The 22,054-nt window shown below is 70.5% G+C and carries 23 protein-coding genes; 15 read left to right on the top strand and 8 right to left on the bottom strand.

What is annotated here, in order from left to right:
* Window positions 1-20: 20 nt before the first annotated feature.
* A complete protein-coding gene (locus CP970_RS08380) occupies window positions 21-542 on the bottom strand; it encodes an Asp23/Gls24 family envelope stress response protein (RefSeq protein ID WP_150493107.1) in 522 nt (173 codons plus the stop codon).
* 271 nt (window positions 543-813) lie between these two features.
* Between CP970_RS08380 and CP970_RS08375 the strand changes: the two genes are divergently transcribed.
* From CP970_RS08375 to CP970_RS08365, 3 genes are read left to right on the top strand one after another with little or no spacing between them, the layout of a single operon-like run.
* On the top strand, window positions 814-1,386 hold the full coding sequence (locus CP970_RS08375) for an RNA polymerase sigma factor (protein ID WP_398656906.1): 573 nt from the start codon (window positions 814-816) through the stop codon (window positions 1,384-1,386).
* Window positions 1,377-2,075: a hypothetical protein gene (locus tag CP970_RS08370; RefSeq protein WP_055556392.1), complete on the top strand. Its 699-nt coding sequence runs from the start codon at window positions 1,377-1,379 to the stop codon at window positions 2,073-2,075. Before CP970_RS08375 ends, CP970_RS08370 begins: the two co-directional genes overlap by 10 nt.
* A complete protein-coding gene (locus CP970_RS08365; RefSeq protein ID WP_055556390.1) occupies window positions 2,072-2,428 on the top strand; it encodes a hypothetical protein in 357 nt (118 codons plus the stop codon). The genes CP970_RS08370 and CP970_RS08365 overlap by 4 nt, the downstream gene beginning before the upstream one ends.
* 48 nt (window positions 2,429-2,476) lie before the next feature.
* On the opposite strand, the gene CP970_RS45775 is transcribed toward CP970_RS08365, so the two are convergent.
* The gene (locus tag CP970_RS45775) at window positions 2,477-3,499 is read right to left on the bottom strand and encodes a ScbR family autoregulator-binding transcription factor (protein WP_317987146.1); all 1,023 of its coding nucleotides are present in this window, start codon (window positions 3,497-3,499) and stop codon (window positions 2,477-2,479) included.
* Window positions 3,500-4,027: 528 nt separating this feature from the next.
* Between CP970_RS45775 and CP970_RS08355 the strand changes: the two genes are divergently transcribed.
* Window positions 4,028-5,683: an AMP-binding protein gene (locus CP970_RS08355; RefSeq protein WP_276204672.1), complete on the top strand. Its 1,656-nt coding sequence runs from the start codon at window positions 4,028-4,030 to the stop codon at window positions 5,681-5,683.
* On the opposite strand, the gene CP970_RS08350 is transcribed toward CP970_RS08355, so the two are convergent.
* Window positions 5,655-6,191: a GNAT family N-acetyltransferase gene (locus CP970_RS08350; protein WP_055556745.1), complete on the bottom strand. Its 537-nt coding sequence runs from the start codon at window positions 6,189-6,191 to the stop codon at window positions 5,655-5,657. The two genes, CP970_RS08355 and CP970_RS08350, sit on opposite strands and share 29 nt — an antisense overlap.
* Before the next feature lie 191 nt (window positions 6,192-6,382).
* Here CP970_RS08350 and CP970_RS08345 point away from each other — a divergent pair, with 191 nt between their 5' ends.
* Complete coding sequence (locus tag CP970_RS08345; protein WP_055556738.1) at window positions 6,383-7,558, top strand: MFS transporter; 1,176 nt, start codon at window positions 6,383-6,385, stop codon at window positions 7,556-7,558.
* Here CP970_RS08345 and CP970_RS44105 read toward each other — a convergent pair.
* The gene (locus CP970_RS44105) at window positions 7,539-7,913 is read right to left on the bottom strand and encodes a hypothetical protein (RefSeq protein WP_157877870.1); all 375 of its coding nucleotides are present in this window, start codon (window positions 7,911-7,913) and stop codon (window positions 7,539-7,541) included. The genes CP970_RS08345 and CP970_RS44105 overlap by 20 nt on opposite strands.
* Window positions 7,914-8,143: 230 nt before the next feature.
* Between CP970_RS44105 and CP970_RS44100 the strand changes: the two genes are divergently transcribed.
* Entirely contained in the window at window positions 8,144-8,353 is a 210-nt protein-coding gene (locus CP970_RS44100; protein ID WP_191094885.1) for a hypothetical protein, read from the top strand.
* A gap of 863 nt (window positions 8,354-9,216) precedes the next feature.
* Entirely contained in the window at window positions 9,217-9,390 is a 174-nt protein-coding gene (locus CP970_RS45770) for a hypothetical protein (RefSeq protein WP_157877664.1), read from the top strand.
* A gap of 92 nt (window positions 9,391-9,482) precedes the next feature.
* On the opposite strand, the gene CP970_RS08335 is transcribed toward CP970_RS45770, so the two are convergent.
* A complete protein-coding gene (locus tag CP970_RS08335; RefSeq protein WP_055544656.1) occupies window positions 9,483-10,460 on the bottom strand; it encodes a serine/threonine-protein kinase in 978 nt (325 codons plus the stop codon).
* Window positions 10,461-10,739: 279 nt separating this feature from the next.
* Here CP970_RS08335 and gcl point away from each other — a divergent pair, with 279 nt between their 5' ends.
* Window positions 10,740-12,518, top strand: coding sequence for a glyoxylate carboligase (gcl, locus tag CP970_RS08330; protein WP_055544655.1), 1,779 nt, complete (start codon window positions 10,740-10,742; stop codon window positions 12,516-12,518).
* 119 nt (window positions 12,519-12,637) lie between these two features.
* Window positions 12,638-13,894: a Shedu immune nuclease family protein gene (locus CP970_RS08325; protein WP_055544654.1), complete on the top strand. Its 1,257-nt coding sequence runs from the start codon at window positions 12,638-12,640 to the stop codon at window positions 13,892-13,894.
* Between the two features lie 325 nt (window positions 13,895-14,219).
* Here the strand turns inward: CP970_RS08325 and CP970_RS08320 are convergent, their stop codons facing one another.
* The 3 genes from CP970_RS08320 to CP970_RS08310 form a co-directional block, all read right to left on the bottom strand.
* Window positions 14,220-15,677 (bottom strand): catalase, encoded by a 1,458-nt coding sequence (locus CP970_RS08320; RefSeq protein WP_055544653.1) that lies wholly within the window; start codon window positions 15,675-15,677, stop codon window positions 14,220-14,222.
* A 189-nt stretch (window positions 15,678-15,866) separates the two neighbouring features.
* On the bottom strand, window positions 15,867-16,757 hold the full coding sequence (locus CP970_RS08315) for a 2-hydroxy-3-oxopropionate reductase (RefSeq protein ID WP_055544652.1): 891 nt from the start codon (window positions 16,755-16,757) through the stop codon (window positions 15,867-15,869).
* A gap of 91 nt (window positions 16,758-16,848) precedes the next feature.
* The gene (locus CP970_RS08310) at window positions 16,849-17,676 is read right to left on the bottom strand and encodes a TIM barrel protein (RefSeq protein WP_055550837.1); all 828 of its coding nucleotides are present in this window, start codon (window positions 17,674-17,676) and stop codon (window positions 16,849-16,851) included.
* Between the two features lie 126 nt (window positions 17,677-17,802).
* Between CP970_RS08310 and CP970_RS08305 the strand changes: the two genes are divergently transcribed.
* The 6 genes from CP970_RS08305 (at window position 17,803) to CP970_RS08280 (ending at window position 22,032) form a co-directional block, all read left to right on the top strand.
* Window positions 17,803-18,081, top strand: coding sequence for a thiamine-binding protein (locus tag CP970_RS08305; RefSeq protein ID WP_079043722.1), 279 nt, complete (start codon window positions 17,803-17,805; stop codon window positions 18,079-18,081).
* A complete protein-coding gene (locus CP970_RS08300) occupies window positions 18,078-18,455 on the top strand; it encodes a helix-turn-helix domain-containing protein (protein WP_055550841.1) in 378 nt (125 codons plus the stop codon). The genes CP970_RS08305 and CP970_RS08300 overlap by 4 nt, the downstream gene beginning before the upstream one ends.
* 232 nt (window positions 18,456-18,687) lie before the next feature.
* Window positions 18,688-19,203: a 2-oxo-4-hydroxy-4-carboxy-5-ureidoimidazoline decarboxylase gene (gene uraD, locus CP970_RS08295; protein WP_055550842.1), complete on the top strand. Its 516-nt coding sequence runs from the start codon at window positions 18,688-18,690 to the stop codon at window positions 19,201-19,203.
* Window positions 19,200-19,607: a hydroxyisourate hydrolase gene (uraH, locus tag CP970_RS08290; RefSeq protein ID WP_055550843.1), complete on the top strand. Its 408-nt coding sequence runs from the start codon at window positions 19,200-19,202 to the stop codon at window positions 19,605-19,607. The genes uraD and uraH overlap by 4 nt, the downstream gene beginning before the upstream one ends.
* Before the next feature lie 5 nt (window positions 19,608-19,612).
* A complete protein-coding gene (gene pucL / locus CP970_RS08285; RefSeq protein ID WP_055550844.1) occupies window positions 19,613-20,545 on the top strand; it encodes a factor-independent urate hydroxylase in 933 nt (310 codons plus the stop codon).
* Window positions 20,546-20,610: 65 nt separating this feature from the next.
* Complete coding sequence (locus tag CP970_RS08280; RefSeq protein ID WP_055550845.1) at window positions 20,611-22,032, top strand: nucleobase:cation symporter-2 family protein; 1,422 nt, start codon at window positions 20,611-20,613, stop codon at window positions 22,030-22,032.
* Window positions 22,033-22,054 lie beyond the last annotated feature (22 nt).

Below are 22,054 nucleotides of genomic sequence, written 5' to 3'. Positions count from 1 at the left end.
AACGGAGGGGCGTTGCCGTGCTACTCCACGCGGGTCTCGCCCGAGGAGTCCCCCTCGTCGTCATCGGGCAGGCGTACGTCGTTGATCGCCACGTTGACCTCGACGACCTCCAGGCCGGTGATGCGCTCCACCGCCGCGATGACGTTCTCGCGCACGTCGTGCGCCACGTCCGTGATGGGCACGCCGTACTCGACCACGATGTCCAGGTCGATCGCCGTCTGGCGCTCGCCCACCTCGACCTTCACGCCGCGCCCCACGTTGGGCCGCCCGCCGGGCACGCGGTCGCGCACGGCGCCGAGCGTGCGGGACAGGCCGCCTCCCATGTCGTACACGCCGGGGATCTCGCGCGCGGCCATGCCCGCGATCTTCACCACCACGACGTCGGCGATGGAGGTCTTGCCGCGCGTGGCGGCCGGTTCGTCGACACCGGTACCGCCGGTGACGGTGGTGGAACCCGTGACGCTCTTCTGGACGGTGCCGCTCAGGCTCTTCGCGTCGCCCGCGGACGTCGCCGCCTTGGTGGTGAGGTCCTGTGTCGCCATGGTGTCTTCTCCTCGTCAGGTTCGGTTCCGTGCGTGGTCCTTCTCCGGTTCTGACCCGGCCGCCGGTCATCCGTTACGCGCCTGCGTCGGATTTCTTCTTCTCGCGTGTAGTGTGCCCGCGCCGCGTAACGCGGCGCGCTCCCGATGTGTCGTACGAGCACGGTCGAAATGAGAGGAGCCGCGTGTGCCGCGGGACCGGGGCAGAGCACTGGGGAAGTCGGACGCGGAGACGTACGCGGATACGGACTCGGATACGTACGCGGATGCGGACGTGAAGTCGTACGCGCGGTCGGACGCGGCCCTGCGGCGTGAGCAGGACCTGTTGACGGTCAGGGCGGCGGAGGGTGACGAGGAGGCGTTCGAGACCCTGGTGCACCACCACGCGCCCGCCCTGCTGCGACTGGCCACCCGGCTCCTGGGCAGCAGGGCCGAGGCCGAGGACGCCGTGCAGGAGTCGTTCGTGAGCGCCTGGCGGAAGCTGCCGGAGTTCCGTGGCGACGCCAGGTTCGGCACCTGGATCCACCGGATCGTCACCAACAGGTGCCTCAACGTGCTGCGGTCGCGCCGCTCCGAACTGGGCCTCGACGCCGTGCCCGAACCACCGGCGCCCGACCACCAGGTGTCACCCTCGCGTGCGGCGGAGGCACACGCCGCCGTGGCGGACCTGTCACGGGCCATGGAGGGCCTCTCCGCGGAGCAGCGCGTGTGCTGGGTGCTGCGCGAACTGGACGGCGTGTCCTACGAGTCCATTGCCGAGACGGTCGGCATCAGCCCGGAGGCGGTTCGCGGCCGTGTCTTCCGGGCGCGGCGCTATCTGACGGAGGCGATGGCCGCATGGCGATGAACGAGGAGGGCCGCGGGGCCATGGACGACGAGCCCCGGACGGTCGCGGACGAAGAGGCGCTGCCGTGCGGGCGTGAGCTCGCGCAGGTGTGGGAGCGGTGGGAGGCGGGGGAACGGGATCCGCACGTCGACGACTGCCCGTACTGCACCGATGCCGTCGCCGCCCTGCGCGCCCTGGAAGGAGTCGTGGCCCAGGCACGCGTGGCGGAACCGCCGGAGCAGGCGTCGCAGGCCGCGACGCTCGCGGGACGGATCATGGACGTCGTACGTCTGGAGCTGCGGCCCGGCCGTACGCTGCCGCTGGGCGACGAGGACGAGGACGCGTGGATCGTGGAGGCGGCCGCCGCCAGGACGATCCGGGCGGCGGTGGAGACGCTGCCCGGCGTACGGGCGGGCAGCTGCCGCATCGACATCGCGCCCCTGGGAGCGGATCGGGGACGTCCCGCGCCCGTGGTGCCGTCGGGGCGGCTGCCCCGGGGTCCTGTCAGGGTGCGGGTCGAGATCCAGGTCGCCCTCTCGTGGAACCTGCGGGACGTCGCGGACCGGGCCCGGCACAGAGTGCTCGCGGCGGCGGACACCGACCTGGGAATGCGGGTGACGGAGATCGACGTACGGATCGCCGACATCATCGACGACGACGGCGCGGAAGACGGCGGCGTGGGCGACGGAGTGGAAGGGGAGCGGCGGTGACGGAGAGAGATGCTGCCCGCGCGAAGACCGACGCGGTCCGGGACACGGTCCAGGACGCGGTCAGGGACACGGTCCTGCGCACCCCGGGCGTCGCCTTCCTCAAGCCCGGTCTCGCGGAACTCCTGCGCTCCGCGCCGCTGTTGCCGACGGGGCGCTCGGCGGGCGTGCGCGTCTGGCGCGACAGGAGCACCGGGCACTGGCACGCCGAGGTGCAGGTGGTGGTGCGCAGGGACCACCGGGCCCTGGACGTGACCCGGGAGATCCGCGCGGGTGTGACGGAGGCGGTGGCGCGGGAGACCGGGGGGATCGCGGAGACGATGACGGTGACGGTGACCGTGAGCGGGCTCGTGTGAACGAGCTCGCGTGAACCGGTTTCCGCTACCGGGCGGGTGTGAGCCGCGTCAGGGGACCGGAGCGTTGCTGGGCGCGGCGGGATCGGGCGCGGCGGGGCTGGGTGCGGCGGGGCTGGGCGCGGCTGGACTGGGCGTCGCGGGACAGGCTTCGGCGGGATCGGGCGCGGCGGGGCTGGGTGCGGCGGGGCTGGGTGCGACGGGGCTGGGTGCGACGGGACTGGGCGTCGCGGGACCGGCCGCGGCGGGATCGGGCGCGGCGGGATCGGCCGCGGCGGGGCTGGGTGCGACGGGACTGGGCGCTGCTGGACCGGGCGCGGCCAGACCGGGCGTCGCGGGACAGGCTTCGGCGGGATCGGGCGCGGCGGGACCTGCCACCGCAAGATCTGCCACCGCGAGATCTGCCGCCGTAAGACCCGCCGCCGTAAGACCCGCTGCCGCACCAGGCAATTCGGCGAACACCCGCGCCCCCCGGTCCTCGGCGAGGTCGAGTGAGGCGAGTACCGAGGGGATCACGATGCTGGGCAGCAGGTGCCGCATGAGGGCGGCGGCCCTGCGGTCCAGGTCCCGGTACCTGCTGGCCGTCTCGGACATGGACTGCACACCGGCGAAGCCGCCCACGACGACCTCGGCGCTCGCCGCGGTGTCGACGTGCGACAGGAGCTCGCCCTGGTCCTTGGCGGTCTCGAGGAGCTCGCGGACGATGTCCACCCAGGGGTCGAACGGACTCCGTCCGTCGGGCCGATGGCCCACCTCGTGCAGGGAGAGGCGCACTCCGGCCCGGACCATCGGGTCGCTCTGTAACCGATAGCCGTGCAGCAGTACGACATCGACGAGTTCCTGTGCGCGGCAGGTGCGCGGCGGCACCGCCAGGCGCCCGGTCTGCTCGGTCAGTACGCCGAGGGCCAGGTCCTCCTTGGACTGGAAGTGGAAGTAGAGGGCCCCCTTGGTCACCCCCGCGGTCCTGAGGATCTCGGTGATGGTGGCCGCTTGGTAGTCGTGCTCGTCGAAGACCCTCGCCGCCGCTTCCAGGATCGCGCGACGCGTCCGTATCGCCCGGGCTTGCTTGGCCACACTGCCCCTTCCTGGCCAGACTCCTTGGAGCAAGTATCAAACCAGAACGGCGGTTTGTGATCCAGGACTGGTCAGAGCCTTCTGGGCCGGACGTCCGATTTCCACTTGTCCTGCCCGACTGTGTTTCACTACTCCTGTGCCGGGAACGTGCTGGCTGTACGGGCCTTGGGGCGCGGGGGATGTGGATCGCCGCGAAAGATGCGGTGGCGACGGTAACTGGCGCGGTCTTTACGGCAACCTGGCTCCTTCAGTTTACAAACCGTGCAGTCGGTTTATAGACTCCCAACGGGACGCGCAAGCGGTCGGCACTTCGTCCCCCGGCGTGCCGACGGGCCGGTCGCGGTCCCCACCGCGGCCGGCCGCTCCGTGACCTCAGCGGTGGAGGAGTACCTCCACCGACCTGCGCAGGGCGGCGGCTGCGGTGTGCACGTCCAGGCTCTAGTCGGCCCCCGGGTGCCGAGGGCATGCTGAGCGTCATGGTGCAGCAAGTTGCGGAAGGTGCCGGTGGAGTGGCGCGAGGAGGCCTTCGTGACTGAGGACCCGATTGAGGACGCGACTGAGGACGCGACTGAGAGCGCGTACGCGTACGCGCACGGAACCGGTGGGACGCCCCTGCTCGGGGACACCATCGGCCGCAACCTCGACCGGGCCGTCGCGGCCTGGCCCGAGAGGGACGCGCTCGTGGACATGCCGACCGGCAGACGATGGACGTACGGCGAATTCGGCGCGGCTGTCGCCGAGTTGGCGCGCGGCTTCCTCGGCTCGGGTGTCGGCAAGGGCGACCGCGTAGGGATCTGGGCGGTGAACTGTGCCGAGTGGGTGCTCGTGCAGTACGCCACCGCGCGGATCGGCGCGATCATGGTGAACATCAACCCGGCTTACCGCGCTCACGAGTTGGACTTCGTCCTCAAGCAGGCCGGGATCTCCGTCCTGGTCGCCTCGCGGTCCCACAAGAGCAGCGACTACCGCGCGCTCGTCGAACAGGTGCGGCCGGGCTGCCCGGAGCTGCGCGCCGTCCACTACATCGGGGACGACTCGTGGGACCGGCTCGTCGACGCGGGGCAGCGGGTCACGGACGCCGAACTCGCCGCCCACGAGGCCGGGTTGAGCTGCGACGACCCCATCAACATCCAGTACACGTCGGGCACCACGGGCTTCCCCAAGGGGGCCACCCTCTCCCACCACAACATCCTCAACAACGGATACTGGGTGGGCCGTACGGTCGGCTACACCGAGCAGGACCGGATCTGCCTGCCCGTGCCCTTCTACCACTGCTTCGGCATGGTGATGGGAAACCTCGGGGCCACGTCGCACGGCGCGTGCGTGGTGATCCCCGCCGCGTCCTTCGACCCCGTCGCCACGCTGCGCGCCGTCGAACGGGAACGCTGCACCTCGCTGTACGGCGTACCGACGATGTTCATCGCGGAGCTGAACCTCCCCGACTTCGCCTCGTACGACCTGAGTTCGCTGCGCACCGGGATCATGGCGGGCTCGCCGTGCCCGGTCGAGGTGATGAAGCGGGTGGTCGCCGAGATGCACATGGCGGAGGTCTCCATCTGCTACGGCATGACCGAGACCTCACCCGTCTCCACCCAGACTCGCCGCGACGACGACCTGGAGCGCCGCACCGGCACGGTCGGCAGGGTCCTGCCGCACATAGAGGTGAAGGTCGTCGACCCGGCGACCGGCGTGACGCTGCCGCGCGGCGCCTCCGGCGAACTGTGCACGCGCGGCTACAGCGTGATGCTCGGCTACTGGGACGAGCCCGAACGGACCTCCGAGGTCATCGACGCCGGGCGCTGGATGCACACGGGTGACCTCGCGGTCATGCGCGACGACGGCTACGTCCAGATCGTCGGCCGCATCAAGGACATGATCATCAGGGGTGGCGAGAACATCTACCCCAGGGAGATCGAGGAGTTCCTGTACGGCCACCCGAAGATCTCCGACGTCCAGGTCGTGGGCGCCCCCGACGAGCGGTACGGCGAGGTGCCGCTGGCCTGCGTGATCCTGCGCGAGCCCACCGACGTACTGACACTGGATGATCTCCGGGCGTACTGCGAAGGGCAGTTGGCGCACTACAAGATCCCCGCGCGGCTGCGCATCGTGGACTCCTTCCCGATGACGGTCTCGGGCAAGGTGCGCAAGATCGAGCTCAGGGAGCGGTACGGCCCGCAGGGGTGAGGTCGCGGCGCATGCACAGGCGGGGCCAGCGGTCCAGGCCGAGTTCCGCCTCGTGCGCGCGGATCGCCCGCAGCTCCGGGGTGAGTTCGGCCGCGGCGAGCGGGCGGAATCCGATGCGCGCGTAGTACGGGGCGTTCCACGGCACGTCGGCGAACGTCGTCAGGGTGAGCGCGGAACGTCCCGCCGCGCGGGCGTGCCGCGCGGCGTGCTCGATCAGGGCCCCGCCGACCCCGCGGCGGGCGGCCCGCGGATGCACCGAGACCTGCTCGATGTGCTCGGCGTCCGCGTCGTCGACCGGCTCGCTGATCAGGTACGCGACGGGGGCGCCTGCCTCGTCCACGGCCACCCAGGCGCGCCCCGCCCGGCGGAAGCGGTCGAGATCCTCGACGGCGGGTGGCTCGTCGTCGGCGATCCGGGCCATCCCGAGGGCACGGAACGGCTCTCCCGCGGCCCGCTCGATGTCCTGGAGCAGGGGGAGTTCGGCGGCGGTGACGGGGCGGATGAGCAGGGGCCGGGTGTGCATGGCCCGAGTATGCCCCGGCCGAAATCGGTTGTGCGCGGGCGGGTGGCGCGGCGATCGTGGGCCGGTTGGTCCGCCGATTCCGTGGGGTACGTGTGCGTCTTTCGAAACCAGATGAGCCCGGTGAGCCCAAGGAACTTGGTGCACCCGGTGAGTCTCCGCGAGGGATCGGTCGCGGGATGGTGTGGCTGCTCGCCGTGGCCTGCGGCGTGGGCGTGGGCAACGTGTACTTCCCGCAGGCCGTCAGTCCGCTGATCGCCGACGGCCTCGGCGTCTCGCCCGACACGGCCGCCTACGTGGTGACGGCGACCCAGTTCGGCTACGCGGGCGGCATCTTCCTCCTCGTACCGCTCGGCGACCGCTTCCCCTACCGGCCGCTGCTCGTCACGCTGTTCACGCTCGCCGGACTCGGCCTGCTCGGCGCGGGCGCGGCGCCCGGCATCGGGTCGCTCGTCGCCGCGGGTGTCCTCATCGGCATCACGACCGTGATCGCCCCGATCGTCGCGCCCATGGCGGTGGGCCTGGTCGCCGACGACCGGCGCGGCGCGGTCACCGGCACGCTCCTCAGCGGGTCGATCGGCGGGATGCTGCTGTCCCGGGCCTTCGGCGGCAGCGTCGGCGAATGGCTCGGCTGGCGGGCCCCGTACCTGATCACGGCCGCGGTCGCCCTGCTCGTCGCGGTCGTACTCGCCCGCGCCCTGCCACGCACGACAGCCCCGTCGAGGCAGCGCTACCCCGCGCTGCTCACGGCCTCGCTCCAACTGCTGCGCACTGAACCGGAGTTGCGCCGCTCCTGCGTCTACCAGGCCACGGTCTTCGGGGGGTTCTCCGCGCTGTGGACCGGCGTGGCGCTGCTGCTCACGGGCCCGGAGTACGGGCTCGGCGCATCGGCCGTCGGGGTGCTCGCCCTGGTCAACGCGGGGACGATGCTCTGTACGCCGGTGGCGGGCCGGGCGGTGGACCGGCGCGGTCCCGACGCCGTCAACCTCGTCTGCCTCGTCGCGGTCCTCGTCGCGGCCGCGGTGCTCCTCCTCGGCGGGCTCGGCGGGGCGGTGGGACTCGTGGGCCTTGCGGTGGGCTCGCTGCTGCTCGACGTCGCGATGCAGTCGGGCATGGTCGCCAACCAGGTACGGATCTTCGCCCTGAGCGACGAGGCCCGGGCGCGGCTCAACACGGCGTACATGACGTGCGGTTACCTCGGCGGCAGCGTCGGTTCGTGGCTCGGCGTACGGGCGTACGACAGGTTCGGCTGGTCCGGCGTGTGCGGCCTGGTGGCCCTGCTCGCCGCCGTCGCGCTGGCCCGCCACGTGCTCGGCCCGCGCGCCGAGGAGGCGGCTACGCTCCGGTCGCGATGAGCTCGTCCGCCGCGGTGTTGACCGGCTGGGGCGTGCCGGTGAGGTCCATCGTGAAGAGCGGTACGCCGAGTGCGTCCGCACGGGTACGGGCCTCGTCGGTGTACCCCGCGAGCGAGAAGAACGCGCAGGCGACGGCGGTCTCGTCGGCCTCGGTCATCGCGCTCAGCCAGAGACACTCGATGTCGCGCGGCGCGGTACGCCGCAGGGAGGGCTCCACCTGGGCCACGATCCCGCGCGCGGTGATCCGCACCCCTGACGGCGCCCGGAGCGCGGCACTCCGGGTATTGAGGTACCCGAGCCACCGCAGATAGAGCGCGGCAACGGTGACGGCGTCACGCGCGTCGCGGATCGTCACGGGATGAAAGGCGGGCCGCGGGCGCGGAGCTGTGCGGGGGAGGGGAATGTGGGCGGGCCCGTCGGCCCCGGTGGGGCTGGCGGGGGCGGGGAGCTGCGCGGGGTCCACGGGCCCTGCGGGTGGCACCGGGTCCGAACGCGAGGGCGCGCCCGCGGGTGGCGGTGCCACGGGGTAGGGCGGCTTGGCGGAACTTGGGGGCTGGGGTGGGGCTGCGGGGTCCGCAGGGCCTGGTGATTCTGCTGGCCCTGCTGGCTCTGGTGGTCCTGAGGGATCTGCCGGTCCCGCCGGGGTCACTGGATCTACCGAGCCCGCTCGGTTCGCCGGATCTGCCGGATCTGCCGGGTTCGCTGGACCTGCCGGTCCCGCCGGATCCGCAGGGCTCACCGGACCCGCCGGGCCTGTTCGTCGCGGCGAACGCGCCGTTCCCGCAGTGTCGGTAGACGCCACCGAATGCGCCGTCCCTGCCGAGTCCGCCCTCGTCGGTTCCGCCTCCGCCGTGCCGCCCGCATTCGCTGAGCGTGCTGGATCCGCGGGTTCGGCCGGACTCGTCTGGTGTGGTGTGTCGGTGGGGTTGGTTGAGGCTGCTGGGGCCTCGGGGCCTGCCGGGCCTGTCTCGTGTGGTGCGCGGGCAGAGCTTGTCGGGTCTGCCGGACTCCCAGGTCCCGCCAGACCTGGCCGCTGCGCTGCGTCGGCGCAGCTGGTCCGAGCTGCGGATCCCGCCGACCCTGCCGGGTTCGCCGGACCGGTCGGCTTCGCTGGCGTCGCAGGATCTGCCGGACCCGCTGGGCTCACCGCGCCCGCTGGGCTCACCGCGCCCGCTGGGCCCGCCGGATCTGCCGGGCCCGCCGGATCTGCCGGGCCCGCCGGATCTGCCGGACCCGCCGGATCTGCCGGATCCGTCGGATCCTCTGGGCTCGCCAGGCCCTCGGGGCTTGTCGAACTCGCCGGGTCCCCTGGGTTCACCGGACCCGCCGGATCCCCTGGGTTCACCGGACCCGCCGGATCCTCTGGGCTCACCGGGTCCACCAGCCCACCTGGGTTCGGCACCCCCGTCAGGTCACCCGCCGGGCCGCCCGTCGGCCCAACCGGGGGCACCGCTCCCGTCTGACCCGCCGCGTCACCCGGCCCCATCGAGTCCGTCGGTCCCACCGAGTCCGTCGGTCCCACCGTGCCCCTCGGCCCCGCCGAGCCCCTCTCCGCCGACGATCCCGGAAAGCCCGCGCCCCCGGGCGGAGCCCACCGGAAGGGAGGGCGTGATGTTCGGACCGCCGGGATGACCGGGACGCGTAGGACCGCGCCGCACGTGCAGCCCAGTTCCGGCTGGGGCCACTGGGTGGGGCGGCCGCAGGCCAGGCAGCGCACCGTTACCCAGGAGTCCGCCCACGTCTGGTCCGTGATGACCGCCGCCGTCGCGCCGCGGGCGATCGGCGGGACCACGGGGGCGCCGCACGTGCAGGGGAACACCGGGGGCGCGTAGACGTGCTCGCACCGGCAGAGGGGACACCGCACCGGCACGCCGCTGTCAGCCATTACCGCCACCGCCTGCCGTCAGCCTTCGTCGCGCCTCGCTCACCGGGGTGCCGTCCGCCCCGTCGCGCCGTCCTCTCCCATCGTCCACCAAAGTGCCTTGCCGGGGTGTTGAGTTGACGCAATGCGCGGGCGCCGGGCGAGGCTCGCGCAGGCCAGGAGCACCGTCGCCACCGTGAGCGTCTTGCGGCGGCTGCCGGGCAGCGGGTGGCCCACCATGCGCGCGACCGTGCGAGGTGTGGGCCGGGCCGCCGGGTCCTTGGCCAGGCAGGCGGTGAGCAGCGGCAGCAGGGTCTCCGGGGCGCCCGCGAGGTCGGGTTCGCCGTACACGGTGCGCGGGCGCGGGCCGACGGCAAAGGGCGCGTGCCCCGTCGCGGCGAAGGCGAGCACCGCGCCCAGCGAGAAGACGTCGGCGGCGCGCGTCGACAGGCCCTGGGCCAGTTGCTCGGGCGCGGCGTAGCCGAGCGCGTCGGCACCCCCCTCCGAGCCGACAGCCGTGTCGTCCGCCGCCTCCACCACCCGCGCGATCCCGAAGTCGACCACTCGGGGCCCGGCCTCGGCGAGCAGTACGTTCGACGGCTTGAGGCCGCGGTGGACCAGGCCCGCACCGTGGATGGTGTCCAGGGCCCAGGCGAGGGCGCCCGCGAGGGAACGCAACTCGTCGAGGCCCAGTGGACCCCCGACGCCGACAGGACCCCCGCCATCACCCCGACCCCTTACACGCGCATGCAACGTAGGCCCCCGCACGTACTCCATAGCGACCCACGGCACCACCGACCCCACCCCCGCGTCCGCGTCGACGAGCGCGGCCGTGTGGCGGCCGTGGACCGCGGCGAGCGTGGCGACGTCGCGGGCGAAGCGGGCGCGGAACGCCGCGTCCCTGGCGAGAAAGGCGTGCACCACCTTGAGGGCGACGGCGCGGCCCGTCGCGTCGTGCGCGAGGCGGACCGTTCCCGTCGCGCCCTGTCCGAGTGGTGGTCCGGCCGTCCAGCGGCCGTACGTCTCCGGTGCTGTGGCCACGATCGCCCCCCGGTGGTGTCACGACGGTGTGGCCCGAATTCACCGTCTGGGACGCCGTCGCGGCGGGCCCGGTTCCCGGACGTCTCTTGACGGTCTCCGCAGGCCGCCTCTACATTGCTTCCATATAGCAGAACAAAATTTCCACAATGCGGAAACTGAAGCTCACCGCGGGGCGCGACGGGAGCCGAAACCGCCAGCCGTACGCGGCGGCCGCGAGGCCGCCACAGCTGTCGACGTTGTCGAAGCTGCTGTCGAAGCAGGAGACCTCCCATGGCTCGTATGACCGCTGCCCGCGCGGCAGTTGAGATCCTCAAGCGCGAAGGCGTCGTCAACGCGTTCGGTGTTCCGGGCGCCGCGATCAACCCCTTCTACAAGGCGCTCAAGGAGGGCGGTGGCATCGACCACACCCTCGCCCGCCACGTCGAGGGCGCCTCGCACATGGCCGAGGGCTACACCCGGACCAACCCGGGCAACATCGGTGTCTGCATCGGTACGTCGGGCCCGGCGGGCACCGACATGATCACCGGCCTCTACTCCGCCATCGGCGACTCCATCCCGATCCTGTGCATCACGGGACAGGCGCCGACCCACGTGATCCACAAGGAGGACTTCCAGGCCGTCGACATCGCGTCGATCGCCAAGCCGGTCACCAAGATGGCCGTCACGGTCCTGGAGGCCGCGCAGGTCCCCGGCGTCTTCCAGCAGGCGTTCCACCTGATGCGCTCGGGCCGTCCGGGACCGGTCCTCATCGACCTGCCCATCGACGTCCAGATGACCGAGATCGAGTTCGACCCGGAGACGTACGAGCCGCTGCCGGTCTACAAGCCGACGGCGACCCGCGCCCAGATCGAGAAGGCGATCGGCCTGCTCCTGGAGTCCGAGCGGCCGCTGATCATCGCGGGCGGCGGCATCATCAACGCGGACGCCTCCGACCTCCTGGTGGAGTTCGCCGAGATCACCAACACCCCGGTCGTGCCCACCCTGATGGGCTGGGGCACCATCCCCGACGACCACGACCTGAACGCGGGCATGGTCGGCCAGCAGACCGGACACCGCTACGGCAACGCGACGTTCCTGGAGTCGGACTTCGTCCTCGGCATCGGCAACCGCTGGGCCAACCGCCACACCGGCTACAAGCTGGACGTGTACACCCAGGGCCGCAAGTTCGTGCACGTCGACATCGAGCCGACGCAGATCGGCAAGATCTTCGCCCCCGACTACGGGATCGCGTCCGACGCCAAGGCCGCGCTGGAGCTCTTCGTCGAGGTGGCCAAGGAGCTGAAGGCCGCGGGCAGGCTCCCCGACCGCTCCGTGTGGGTCGCCTCGCACCTGGAGCGCAAGTCCACGCTGCACCGCCGCACGCACTTCGACAACGTGCCGATGAAGCCGCAGCGCGTGTACGAGGAGATGAACAAGGCCTTCGGCCCCGAGACGCGCTACGTCACGACCATCGGCCTCTCCCAGATCGCGGGCGCGCAGATGCTGCACGTCTACAAGCCGCGCCACTGGATCAACTGCGGCCAGGCGGGCCCGCTCGGCTGGACCATCCCGGCCGCGCTCGGCGTCGCGAAGGCCGACCCGGAGACCCCGGTCGTCGCGCTCTCCGGCGACTACGACTTCCAGTTCATGATCGAGGAACTGGCGGTCGGCGCGCAGCACCGCATCCCGTACGTCCACGTCCTGGTCAACAACGCCTACCTCGGTCTGATCAGGCAGGCGCAGATCGGTCTGGACATCAACTTCCAGGTCAACCTGGAGTTCGAGAACCAGAACTCCCCGGAGCTGGGCGTCTACGGCGTCGACCACGTCAAGGTCGCCGAGGGCCTGGGCTGCAAGGCGATCCGTGTCACCGAGCCCGAGGACCTGCTGCCCGCCTTCGAGCAGGCCAAGAAGCTCGCGGCCGAGCACCGTGTCCCGGTGGTCGTCGAGGCGATCCTGGAGCGCATCACGAACATCGCGATGAGCAAGACGGCGGACATCTCCGACGTCTCGGAGTTCGAGGAACTCGCGACGGAGCCGGGCCACGCGCCCACGGCGATTCGTCCGCTGAAGGTCTGACGCGACGCTGAGAGCCGACAAAGGGGCGGTCCACCAGAGGGGGGTGGATCGCCCCTTCGGCATGCCGGTTCCACGGCGTGCGCGGGGCGTTGTCAGTGCCGGGCCGCACACTGGGCGGCATGGAACCAAGGGCGGACGTGACGCTGGAGCGGCAACTGGACCTCGCGGCGGAGACCGCCGTCGACGCGGGCGTGCGGGCGAGCCTGGCCGCCGTGGCAGCGCACCTGCGCAGTGGAAGGAACGGCGGCATCAGGGGTGGCGAGAAGCTGCTCGTGCTGCTGGCCCAGGCGCGCGGCACGGCGGCAGCGGCGGACGAGTGGCATGTCGTGCGGCTGGTGCAGGACGCCCTGGACTACGCCGAAGGGCGCATCCTGAAGCCGGAGTTGGACGACCGGCTGCGGCTGTTCAGGGACGGCAGGCGCTCAGTGACCGACCAGACCTTCCTCGCGCGGATGACCGCGTCGAGCTTCGCCCACGCGGCCGACACCGCGGAGCAGTTCTACGCCGAGTGTCCCGATGCCGCCCCGCGGGACCTCGTAGCCCACTTGCGCGCCCTCGGGCAGGACGCGTTGTTCCTGGAGTCGCCGGCCGACCGCCCCGGGCGCTACGTCATCCCACGTGGCCGCGCCGAGACCGCGATCTGGCTGGAGCGCGTCCTGCGCGACGGCCGTGTCGATGTCGAGGACCCCGTCGGGGCCGCCCGGAAGATCGCCACATCGCCGGAGGCCCTCGCGCTGCTCGCGGCCGACGAGAAGGGTCAACTGTTGCTGCAGGCTGCGGAGTTGCGACGCAGGGCCGCGGGGCTTGATGCGTTGCGTACGGTCGTCGAGGACCCAGAGGCGTCCGAGAACGACCTCCAGCAGGCCCTTGAGGGGCAGTACTGGATCTTCGGCGGCCGCTTCGTCGGCGAGGCGGCGCACCGCAGGCTGGTGCCGGGCGACGAGCTGGACATCCCGCTGATCCGCGGCGACGGCGCCCTGCACGTGGTGGAGCTGAAGCGGGCGATGAGCCTCAAGGGCGCGCTGGTTAAGCGGCATCGCAACGCCTGGGTCCCGACCGCGCAGGTGCACGACGCCGTGGGCCAGGCCGTCAACTACCTGGTGGGCCTGGACGAGAACCGTGAGCGCGTACGCGAGGAGTTCGGCATCGAGACGCGCCGCGCCAGCGCCATCGTCCTGATCGGGCACCCCGACCTCCAGGCTGATGTGCCGGAGGCCGACATCAGCGAGGCCCTGCGCACGTTCAACACGCACGTGAACCGCGTCGAGGTCCTCACCTACAAGGAACTCCTGGACAACGCGCACCGCGCGCTCGGTACACAGAAGAGTGCCGGTACGGGACCGTCCGTTCCGGCACTCTGGTCTGACGTCGAATGAGCGTCGACGTTGTTGCCGTCCGACGGCGCGCGACTGGCGGAACATGCGTACGCGCTGCCGGACGGAGTCCGTGGGCCCCTCGGCGCGGGGGGCGGAAGACGGGACCGCGGCGGCTGCGACGGACCGGTGGGTTCCCTCCCTCAGGTCGAGAAGGAATCCGTCGGACCTTTACCACCGCACTGGCTCGCAGAGCCGCCGCGGACCATGCCTGCCCGCGTGTGTCACGTACCACCCCTCATCCGGGTCCGTGACGACGGTGCGGGCTCAGCGCCGATGAACTGACCTCCCGTCAATCCATCGGCGCAGCCTGGGAGTTGCCGCTCGCTCAGTCCTCGCGCAGGGCGCGGACCGCTTCCTGGACGCGCTTGCCGTAGTCGGCGTCGGCGGCGTGGAAGTGGGCGAGGTTCTTCTCGATGACGTCGTCGCGGGAGACCTGGGACAGGCCACCGGCGATGTTCGCCACCAGACGGGACTTCTCGTCGTCCGACATCAGGCGGTAGAGCTCGCCCGCCTGGAAGAAGTCGTCGTCCTTGGTGTGGGCCGGGGCCTCGTGCGTGCCCGTGTGGCCGTTGACGGCGAGCGGCGCGGAGAGCGCCCGGCCGGTTTCGGCGGGACCGTCGTACGAGTTGGGCTCGTAGTTCTTGCGGTCACGGCCGTACGCGTTGGACGCCATCAGGCCGTCGCGGCCGTAGTTGTCGGCCTTGGCCGCCTTGGGGGCGTTCACCGCGAGCTGGGTGTGGTTGACGCCCAGGCGGTAGCGGTGCGCGTCCGCGTAGGCGAACAGGCGGCCCTGGAGCATCTTGTCGGGCGAAGGACCGATGCCGGGGACGAAGTTGTTCGGGGAGAAGGCCGCCTGCTCCACCTCGGCGAACACGTTGTCGGGGTTGCGGTCCAGGACCAGACGGCCCACGCGCTGGAGCGGGTAGTCCTTGTGCGGCCACACCTTGGTGAGGTCGAACGGGTTGAAGCGGTACTCGGCCGCGTCCGCCGCGGGCATGATCTGCACGTGCAGCGTCCAGGACGGGTTGACGCCGCGCTCGATGGCCTGCAGCAGGTCCGTCTGGTGCGAGTTGGGGTCCTTGCCCGCGGTCTCGGCGCCCTGCTCGGCGGAGAGGCTGCGGATGCCCTGGTTCGTCTTGAAGTGGTACTTGACGAAGAAGGCCTCGCCCTGCGAGTTCGTCCACTGGTAGGTGTGCGAGCCGTAGCCGTTCATGTGGCGGTACGACGCGGGGATGCCGCGGTCACCCATCAGCCAGGTGATCTGGTGCGTCGCCTCGGGGGCGTGCGCCCAGAAGTCCCAGACGTTGTCCGCCTCCTGCTTGCCCGTGAAGGGGTCGCGCTTCTGGGAGTGGATGAAGTCGGGGAACTTGATGGGGTCCTTGATGAAGAAGACCGGGGTGTTGTTGCCGACGAGGTCGTAGTTGCCCTCTTCGGTGTAGAACTTCAGCGCGAAGCCGCGCGGGTCGCGGACCGCGTCCGCGCCGCCGAGGTTGTCCGCCACGGTGGAGAACCGCAGGAAGACCTCGGTGCGCTTGCCGATCTCGGCGAGGAAGTCGGCGTGGGTGAAGCCGGTGACGTCGTCCGTCACCTCGAAGTAGCCGTACGCACCGGAGCCGCGGGCGTGTACGACACGCTCCGGGATGCGCTCACGGTTGAAGCGGGCGAGCTTCTCCAGGAGGTGCTGGTCCTGGAGCAGGATCGGGCCACCGACGCCGGCGGTGGCTGAGTTCTGGTTGTCGGCGACGGGGGCGCCGGACTCGGTCGTAAGCACGCGCTTCGACATCGTGACCTTCCGTGCTGTGACTGCTGAGGTGTTCGGAGCGTAAGGACCCCTGAACTGCTACGTCAACAGTTTGTTGAAGTTGATGAGGGTGGTGGTGTTCCGGGCCGCGGCGACGCCTGGGCGCGACAGGACAGGTGTCAGCGCCACCGCGGCCCGGAAGTTCGAGAGGAGCTCTCTCCAGCGAGGTGGCTAGAGCTCGGCGCCCGAGAGGCGCTCGACGGCGCGCAGCAGGGCGGAGTGGTCGAGGCCGCCGTCACCCTGGGCGCGCAGCGAGGCGACCAGCTGGGCGACGACCGCGCCGACCGGCAGGGCGGCACCGACGTTGCGGGCGGCGTCGGTGACGATGCCCATGTCCTTGTGGTGCAGGTCGATCCGGAAGCCGGGCTTGAAGTCCCGGTTCAGGAAGTTGTCCTTCTTGCGGGTCAGCACGGTCGAGCCCGCGAGGCCGCCGTTCAGGACGTCGAGCGCGGCCGTCAGGTCCACGCCGGACTTCTCCAGGAAGACCACGGCCTCGGCGCACGCCTGGATGTTCACGGCGACGATGAGCTGGTTGGCGGCCTTGACGGTCTGGCCCGAGCCGTGCGGACCGCACAGCACGATGGTCTTGCCCAGGGCGTCGAGGAGCGGCTTGGCCTCGTCGAAGTCGGCCTGCTCGCCGCCGACCATGATGGAGAGCACGGCCTCGATGGCACCGGCCTCGCCGCCGGACACCGGGGCGTCCAGGACGCGCAGGCCCTTCTCCTTGGCGGCCTTGGCCAGGTCCACGGAGGTCTGCGGGGTGATCGACGACATGTCGACGATCAGCGCGCCCGACTTCGCGTTCTCCAGGATGCCGTCCGTACCGTACGCGATGGCCTCGACCTGCGGCGACGCGGGCACCATCGTGACCACGACGTCGGCGTCCTTGACGGCCTCGGCGATGGACTTCGCGACGGTGCCGCCGGCGGCGGCGAGCCGGTCCAGCTTGTCCTGCTCCAGGGTGAAGCCGGTGACGGAGTAACCCGCCTTGATCAGGTTCTCGGACATGGGGGAGCCCATGATGCCGAGGCCGATCCACGCGATCTTGGGAAGGTTGCTCATGAGGGTGCCTCTCTAACTGCTGTGTTACGCCTTGGAGTCGGCGCGGAGTATCGGGTGGGCGGGTGGGAAGGATCCGCCGCGGAGCGGCGATCTAGTTCCCAGCGGGCAGCCAACCGAAGGCCTCGGCGCTCGGCCGGTCCCCGGCCTTGTACTCCAGGCCGACCCATCCGTCGTACCCGGCGGCGCGGAGCTGATCGAGCAGCGACTCCAGCGGCAGCGACCCCGTACCGGGGGCGCCGCGGCCCGGGTTGTCCGCGATCTGCACGTGGCCGGTCTGGGCGGCGTACCGCTCGATGACCGACGGCAGGTCCTCGCCGTTCATGGACAGGTGGTACAGGTCCATCAGGAACTTGGCGTTGCCGAGCCCGGTGAGGGCGTTCACCTTGTCGACGATCTCGATCGCCTTGGGCGCGCTCACGATGGGGCAGAGCGGCGACTCGGGCTTGTTGAGGGCCTCGATCAGCAGGATCGCGCCGACGCGGTGGGCCTCGCGGGCCGCACGCGCCAGGTTCTCCAGGGCGAGCTCGTCCTGGAAGGACGGGTCCACGCCGTCGACGCGGTTGCCGTACAGCGCGTTGAGCGCCGTGCAGCCGAGCGACTTGGCGAAGTCGGCCGCCACCGCGAGGTTCGCGCGGAACTTCTCGCTCTCCTCGCCGGGGATCGACAGGGCGCCGCGGTCGGGGCCCGGCAGCTGTCCGGCGTAGAAGTTCAGGCCCACCAACTGGACGCCCGCGTCCTCGATCGCCTTTTTCAGGGCGTCGAGCTCGGACTGCTCGGGGGTGGGGGCGTCGACCCAGGGCCACCACAGCTCGACCGCGCCGAAGCCCGCCTTCGCGGCGGCCGCGGGGCGCTCCAGGAGCGGGAGCTCGGTGAAGAGGATCGACAGGTTCACATTGAAGCGCTGGTCGGAGTATCCCATGGGGCTTCCGCGCTCCTTCCGTATTGCGGAAGTTCATTTCTGCTTGATGGAAGAGTGCATGTGATCCGCGGAAGCTGTCAAGAGGGGGCTGCCGAAAATTCGAGGACCGGCAGTAGGTTGTTCCGCGTGCGATTGAGAGTGGAGTTCACGACCGAACCCTTCGATCTCGACGAGGCCCCCGCGCATGCGCTGGTGGCCCGCGACGTCATCGAGGGGGCCCCGCTCGACGCGGTGGACGTAGGTCCGTTCGGCAATACGGCGGAGGGCGACATCGACGCGGTGCTCACCGCGGTCGACGCCATGCTGCGTCAGTCCCTGGAGGCCGGGGCCACCCGTGTCTCGCTGCAGGTCAACGTGATCGGCGAACCGGGGGAGCCGCGAAAGCCGGGGGAGGCGGATAAGTGACCAGCTTCGGGGACGACCCCTTCGTCACCGCGGTCAAGCCGCTGGTGGACGCCATGGGCGGCGAGCTGATGCCGCCCGCGGAGGCGGGGGCCGACGACGTCGTCCTCGCCTGGGAGGGCGAGGACGTGGTGGCCGTGCGCCTTCCGCAGCTCGCCGACTCCCTGGATCACATCCTGCTGGCCCTGGAGCGCAAGCGGGGGCGGCCGCTGGCCGAGCTGGACCGCAAGGCCAAGCAGGAGGTCGTACGGATACTGGAGGCGCGGGGCGCGTTCTCCGTACGGCATGGTGTGGAGACCGTGGCCGGTGCTCTGGGCGTCAGCCGTTTTACCGTTTACAACTACCTGAACCGGGAGAACGCCGCGAAGGGGGAGTGAGTGCCTTCTGCGGGCCGGTTGTGGCTGGTCGCGCCCACGCGGCGGAGCCGCACGTGTCGCAGCCCCGCGCCCCTGACGGGGCGCTCCGAGTCACTCTTCGCAGCCGAGCCGTCACCCGTATCGTCGGGTGGCGGCTTCTTTGTTCAAGTTATTTCAACAAACTGTTGACGCGGTGTTGTTGAAGGTCTTAGCTGTTCCGCAGCCCGTCCAGCACAAGGCCACGGAGGCTCCCGTGACTTCGAGTACGACACCGGGCATTGCCCGGTTCAACGCCTTGGAGGAGGCCGCGGCCACCGCCGCCCTCCACGAGGTATGTGCCTCATCGGCCTGGGGAGGAAAGCTCCTCGCCCAGCGCCCCTACGCCACCGTCGAAGCCCTTTTCGCCGCCAGCGACGCCGCCATGGCCGAGCTCACCGCCGACGATCTGGCCGAGGCGATGGCGGGGCACCCGCCGATCGGCCGCCCGAAGCCCGGGGACCCGACCTCCGCCCGCGAACAGCGCGGCATGGCAGGGGCCTCCGAGGAGCTCAAGGCCGAACTGCTCGAACTGAACCTGGCCTACCAGGAGAAGTTCGGGCACGTCTTCCTGATCTGCGCGACCGGTGCCACCGCCGAGTTCATGCTCGGACAGCTCAAGACCCGGATCGAGAACGGGGCGGAGGGGGAGCGGGAGATCGTCCGTACCGAACTGGGCAAGATCAACCGCATCCGGCTCACCCGTCTCGTAGAAGAAGGAAGCGACGCATGAGCACCGCCACCACCGCCTCGGTGTCCACCCACATCCTGGACACCAGCGTCGGACGCCCTGCCGGGGCCGTCACCATCTCCCTGTCCGCCCGCAGTGGTACAGGGGAGGACTGGAAGGCGCTCGGCGGCAGCGCCACCGACGCGGACGGCCGCTGCAAGGACCTCCCGGCACTGCCGGAAGGCACCACACACGTACGTCTCGACTTCGAGACCGAGGCGTACTTCCTGGCCAAGAACAACCAGCAAGCCGAGGCGCAGCAGGACGCCCCCGCGAATCGGGACAGCGGTGCGACCGGAGCGTTCTTCCCGGAGGTGGCGATCACGTTCGCCGTCACGCCGGGCGAGCACTACCACGTACCGCTGCTGCTCAACCCGTTCGGCTACTCCGTTTACCGAGGGAGCTAGCAGACATGCCCACCATTCTGGGACAGAACCAGTACGGCAAGGCTGAGAACCGGGTCGTAAAGATCACGCGGGACGGCGACACCCATCACATCAAGGACCTGAACGTCTCCGTCGCCCTCTCCGGCGACCTGGACGACGTCCACTACAACGGCTCGAACGCCAACTGCCTGCCGACGGACACCACGAAGAACACCTGCTTCGCGTTCGCCAAGGAATACGGCATCGAGTCCGCCGAGCAGTACGGCATCCACCTCGCCCGGCACTTCGTGGACAGCCAGCCCTCCATCCACCGCGCGCGGATCCGGATCGAGGAGTACTCCTGGGAGCGCATCGGCGGCTCCGACGGCAACTCCAAGTTCATCGGCGCCGACGAGGTCAAGCACTCCTTCGTCCGCAAGGGCCAGGAGACGCGGGTCGCCCAGATCACCTATGACGGCGAGAACTTCGAGGTCCTCTCGGGCCTGAAGGACCTGACCGTGATGAACTCCACGAACTCCGAGTTCTGGGGCTACATCAAGGACAAGTACACGACGCTGCAAGAGGACTACGACCGCATCCTCGCCACCTCCCTGTCCACCTGGTGGCGGCACAACTGGACCAACGACGAGCAGCGCATGCCGAGTTGGGAGCGTTCGTACGAGCAGGCCAAGAAGCACATCCTGCACGCCTTCGTCGAGACCTACTCGCTCTCGCTGCAGCAGACGCTCTACCAGATGGGTTCGCGGGTCATCAACAACCGCAGCGAGATCGACGAGATCCGCTTCTCCGCGCCCAACAAGCACCACTTCCGCCAGGACCTCTCCGCCTTCGGACTCGACAACGAGGCCAAGGACGGCGCCGTCTACTACGCGGCCGACCGTCCCTACGGCCTCATCGAGGCCACGATCCTGCGGGACGGCGTCGAGCCGAAGATCCCGGTCGACATGACCAACCTCTGACGCGGGACGCGCGCCCCCACCTCACCTACGTTAAGCGGGGGCGCGCCACACCGGAGGGAACAGCAATGGCACAGCCTGCATCGGGGCCCGCAGAAGGTCCATGTTCCACCCCACTGGACATAGCTGACACAGCTGACGGCGGCTCAACTCCCGCCTGTCACCCGGTGGATGAGAAGCTCCACCCCTCGCGGCTCGTCCCCGCCGCGCTCCAGCACATCGCCGCCATGTACGCGGGCGTCGTCACCCCTCCGCTCATCATCGGCCAGGCGTGCGGCCTGGACACCGTGGCCCAGACCCGGCTGATCGCCGCGGGTCTCCTGATCGCCGGTCTCGCCACCATCCTGCAGACCCTCGGCGTCAAGGGCTTCGTCGGCAACCGCCTGCCGTTCGTGAACGCCGCGTCCTCCGCGGGCATCGCGCCCATCCTCGCCATCGCCGAGACCAACGCCAAAGGCGACCAACTCCCGGCGATCTACGGCGCGGTGATGGTCGCGGGCGTCTTCTGTCTCGCCGTCGGACCCTTCTTCGGCCGACTGCTCCGCTTCTTCCCGCCGCTGGTCACCGGCGTCGTCATCACCCTCATCGGCGTCACGCTGATGCCCGTGCCGGTCAAGTGGGCGCAGGGCGGCGACGAGACCGACCCGACCTTCGGCGACATGAAGTACCTCGCGCTCGCCGCCTTCACGCTCGTCGTGATCCTGCTCTTCCAGCGGTTCGGCCGCGGCTTCCTCAAGCAAGTCGCCCTGCTGGCGGGCATGTTCATCGGCACGCTCGCCGCGATCCCGTTCGGGATGGCCGACTTCACCTCCGTACAGACGGCGCCGCTCGCCGCGCTGCCCACGCCGTTCGCCGCCGGGGCGCCCGTCTTCCAGCCCGCCGCGATCCTCTCGCTCTGCATCGTGATGCTGGTCCTGATGACCGAGTCGGCGGCCGGGATGCTGGCCCTCGGCGAGATCTGCGAGCGCAAGACGGACGGGAAGACCATCACGCGCGGCCTGCGCACGGACGGCATCGCCACGCTCGTCGGCCCGGTGTTCGGCGGCTTCCCGACCTCCGCCTTCGCGCAGAACGTCGGTGTCGTCTCCCTGACACGTGTCCGCAGCCGGTACGTCGTCGCCGTCGCGGGCGGCGCGCTCATCGTGCTCGGCGCCTTCCCGGTGCTCGGCGCGGTCGTGAACGTCGTCCCCATGCCGGTACTCGGCGGCGCGGGCATCGTCCTCTTCGGCTCCATCGCGGTCAGCGGCATCCGTACGCTCTCCGAGGCGGGCCTGGACGACAGCTCGAACATCATCCTTGTGGCCGTGTCGCTCGGAGCGGGCATCATCCCGCTCGCCGCGCCCACCTTCTACGCGGAGTTCCCCGCGTGGGCCCAGACCGTGCTCGGCTCCGGCATCAGCGCCGGTGCGCTCGTCGCGGTCACGCTCAACCTGTTCTTCCACCATCTCGGCACCCGTGGCTCCAACGCCGCGGCACTCAAATCTTCCTAGGGTCATGCCGTGCCCACATCGC

The sequence above is a fragment of the Streptomyces kanamyceticus genome (genome assembly GCF_008704495.1).
GTDB lineage: Bacteria > Actinomycetota > Actinomycetes > Streptomycetales > Streptomycetaceae > Streptomyces > Streptomyces kanamyceticus.
Note: the sequence above shows the minus strand (reverse complement) of the source record. Positions and strands in the feature narration are given on the sequence as shown.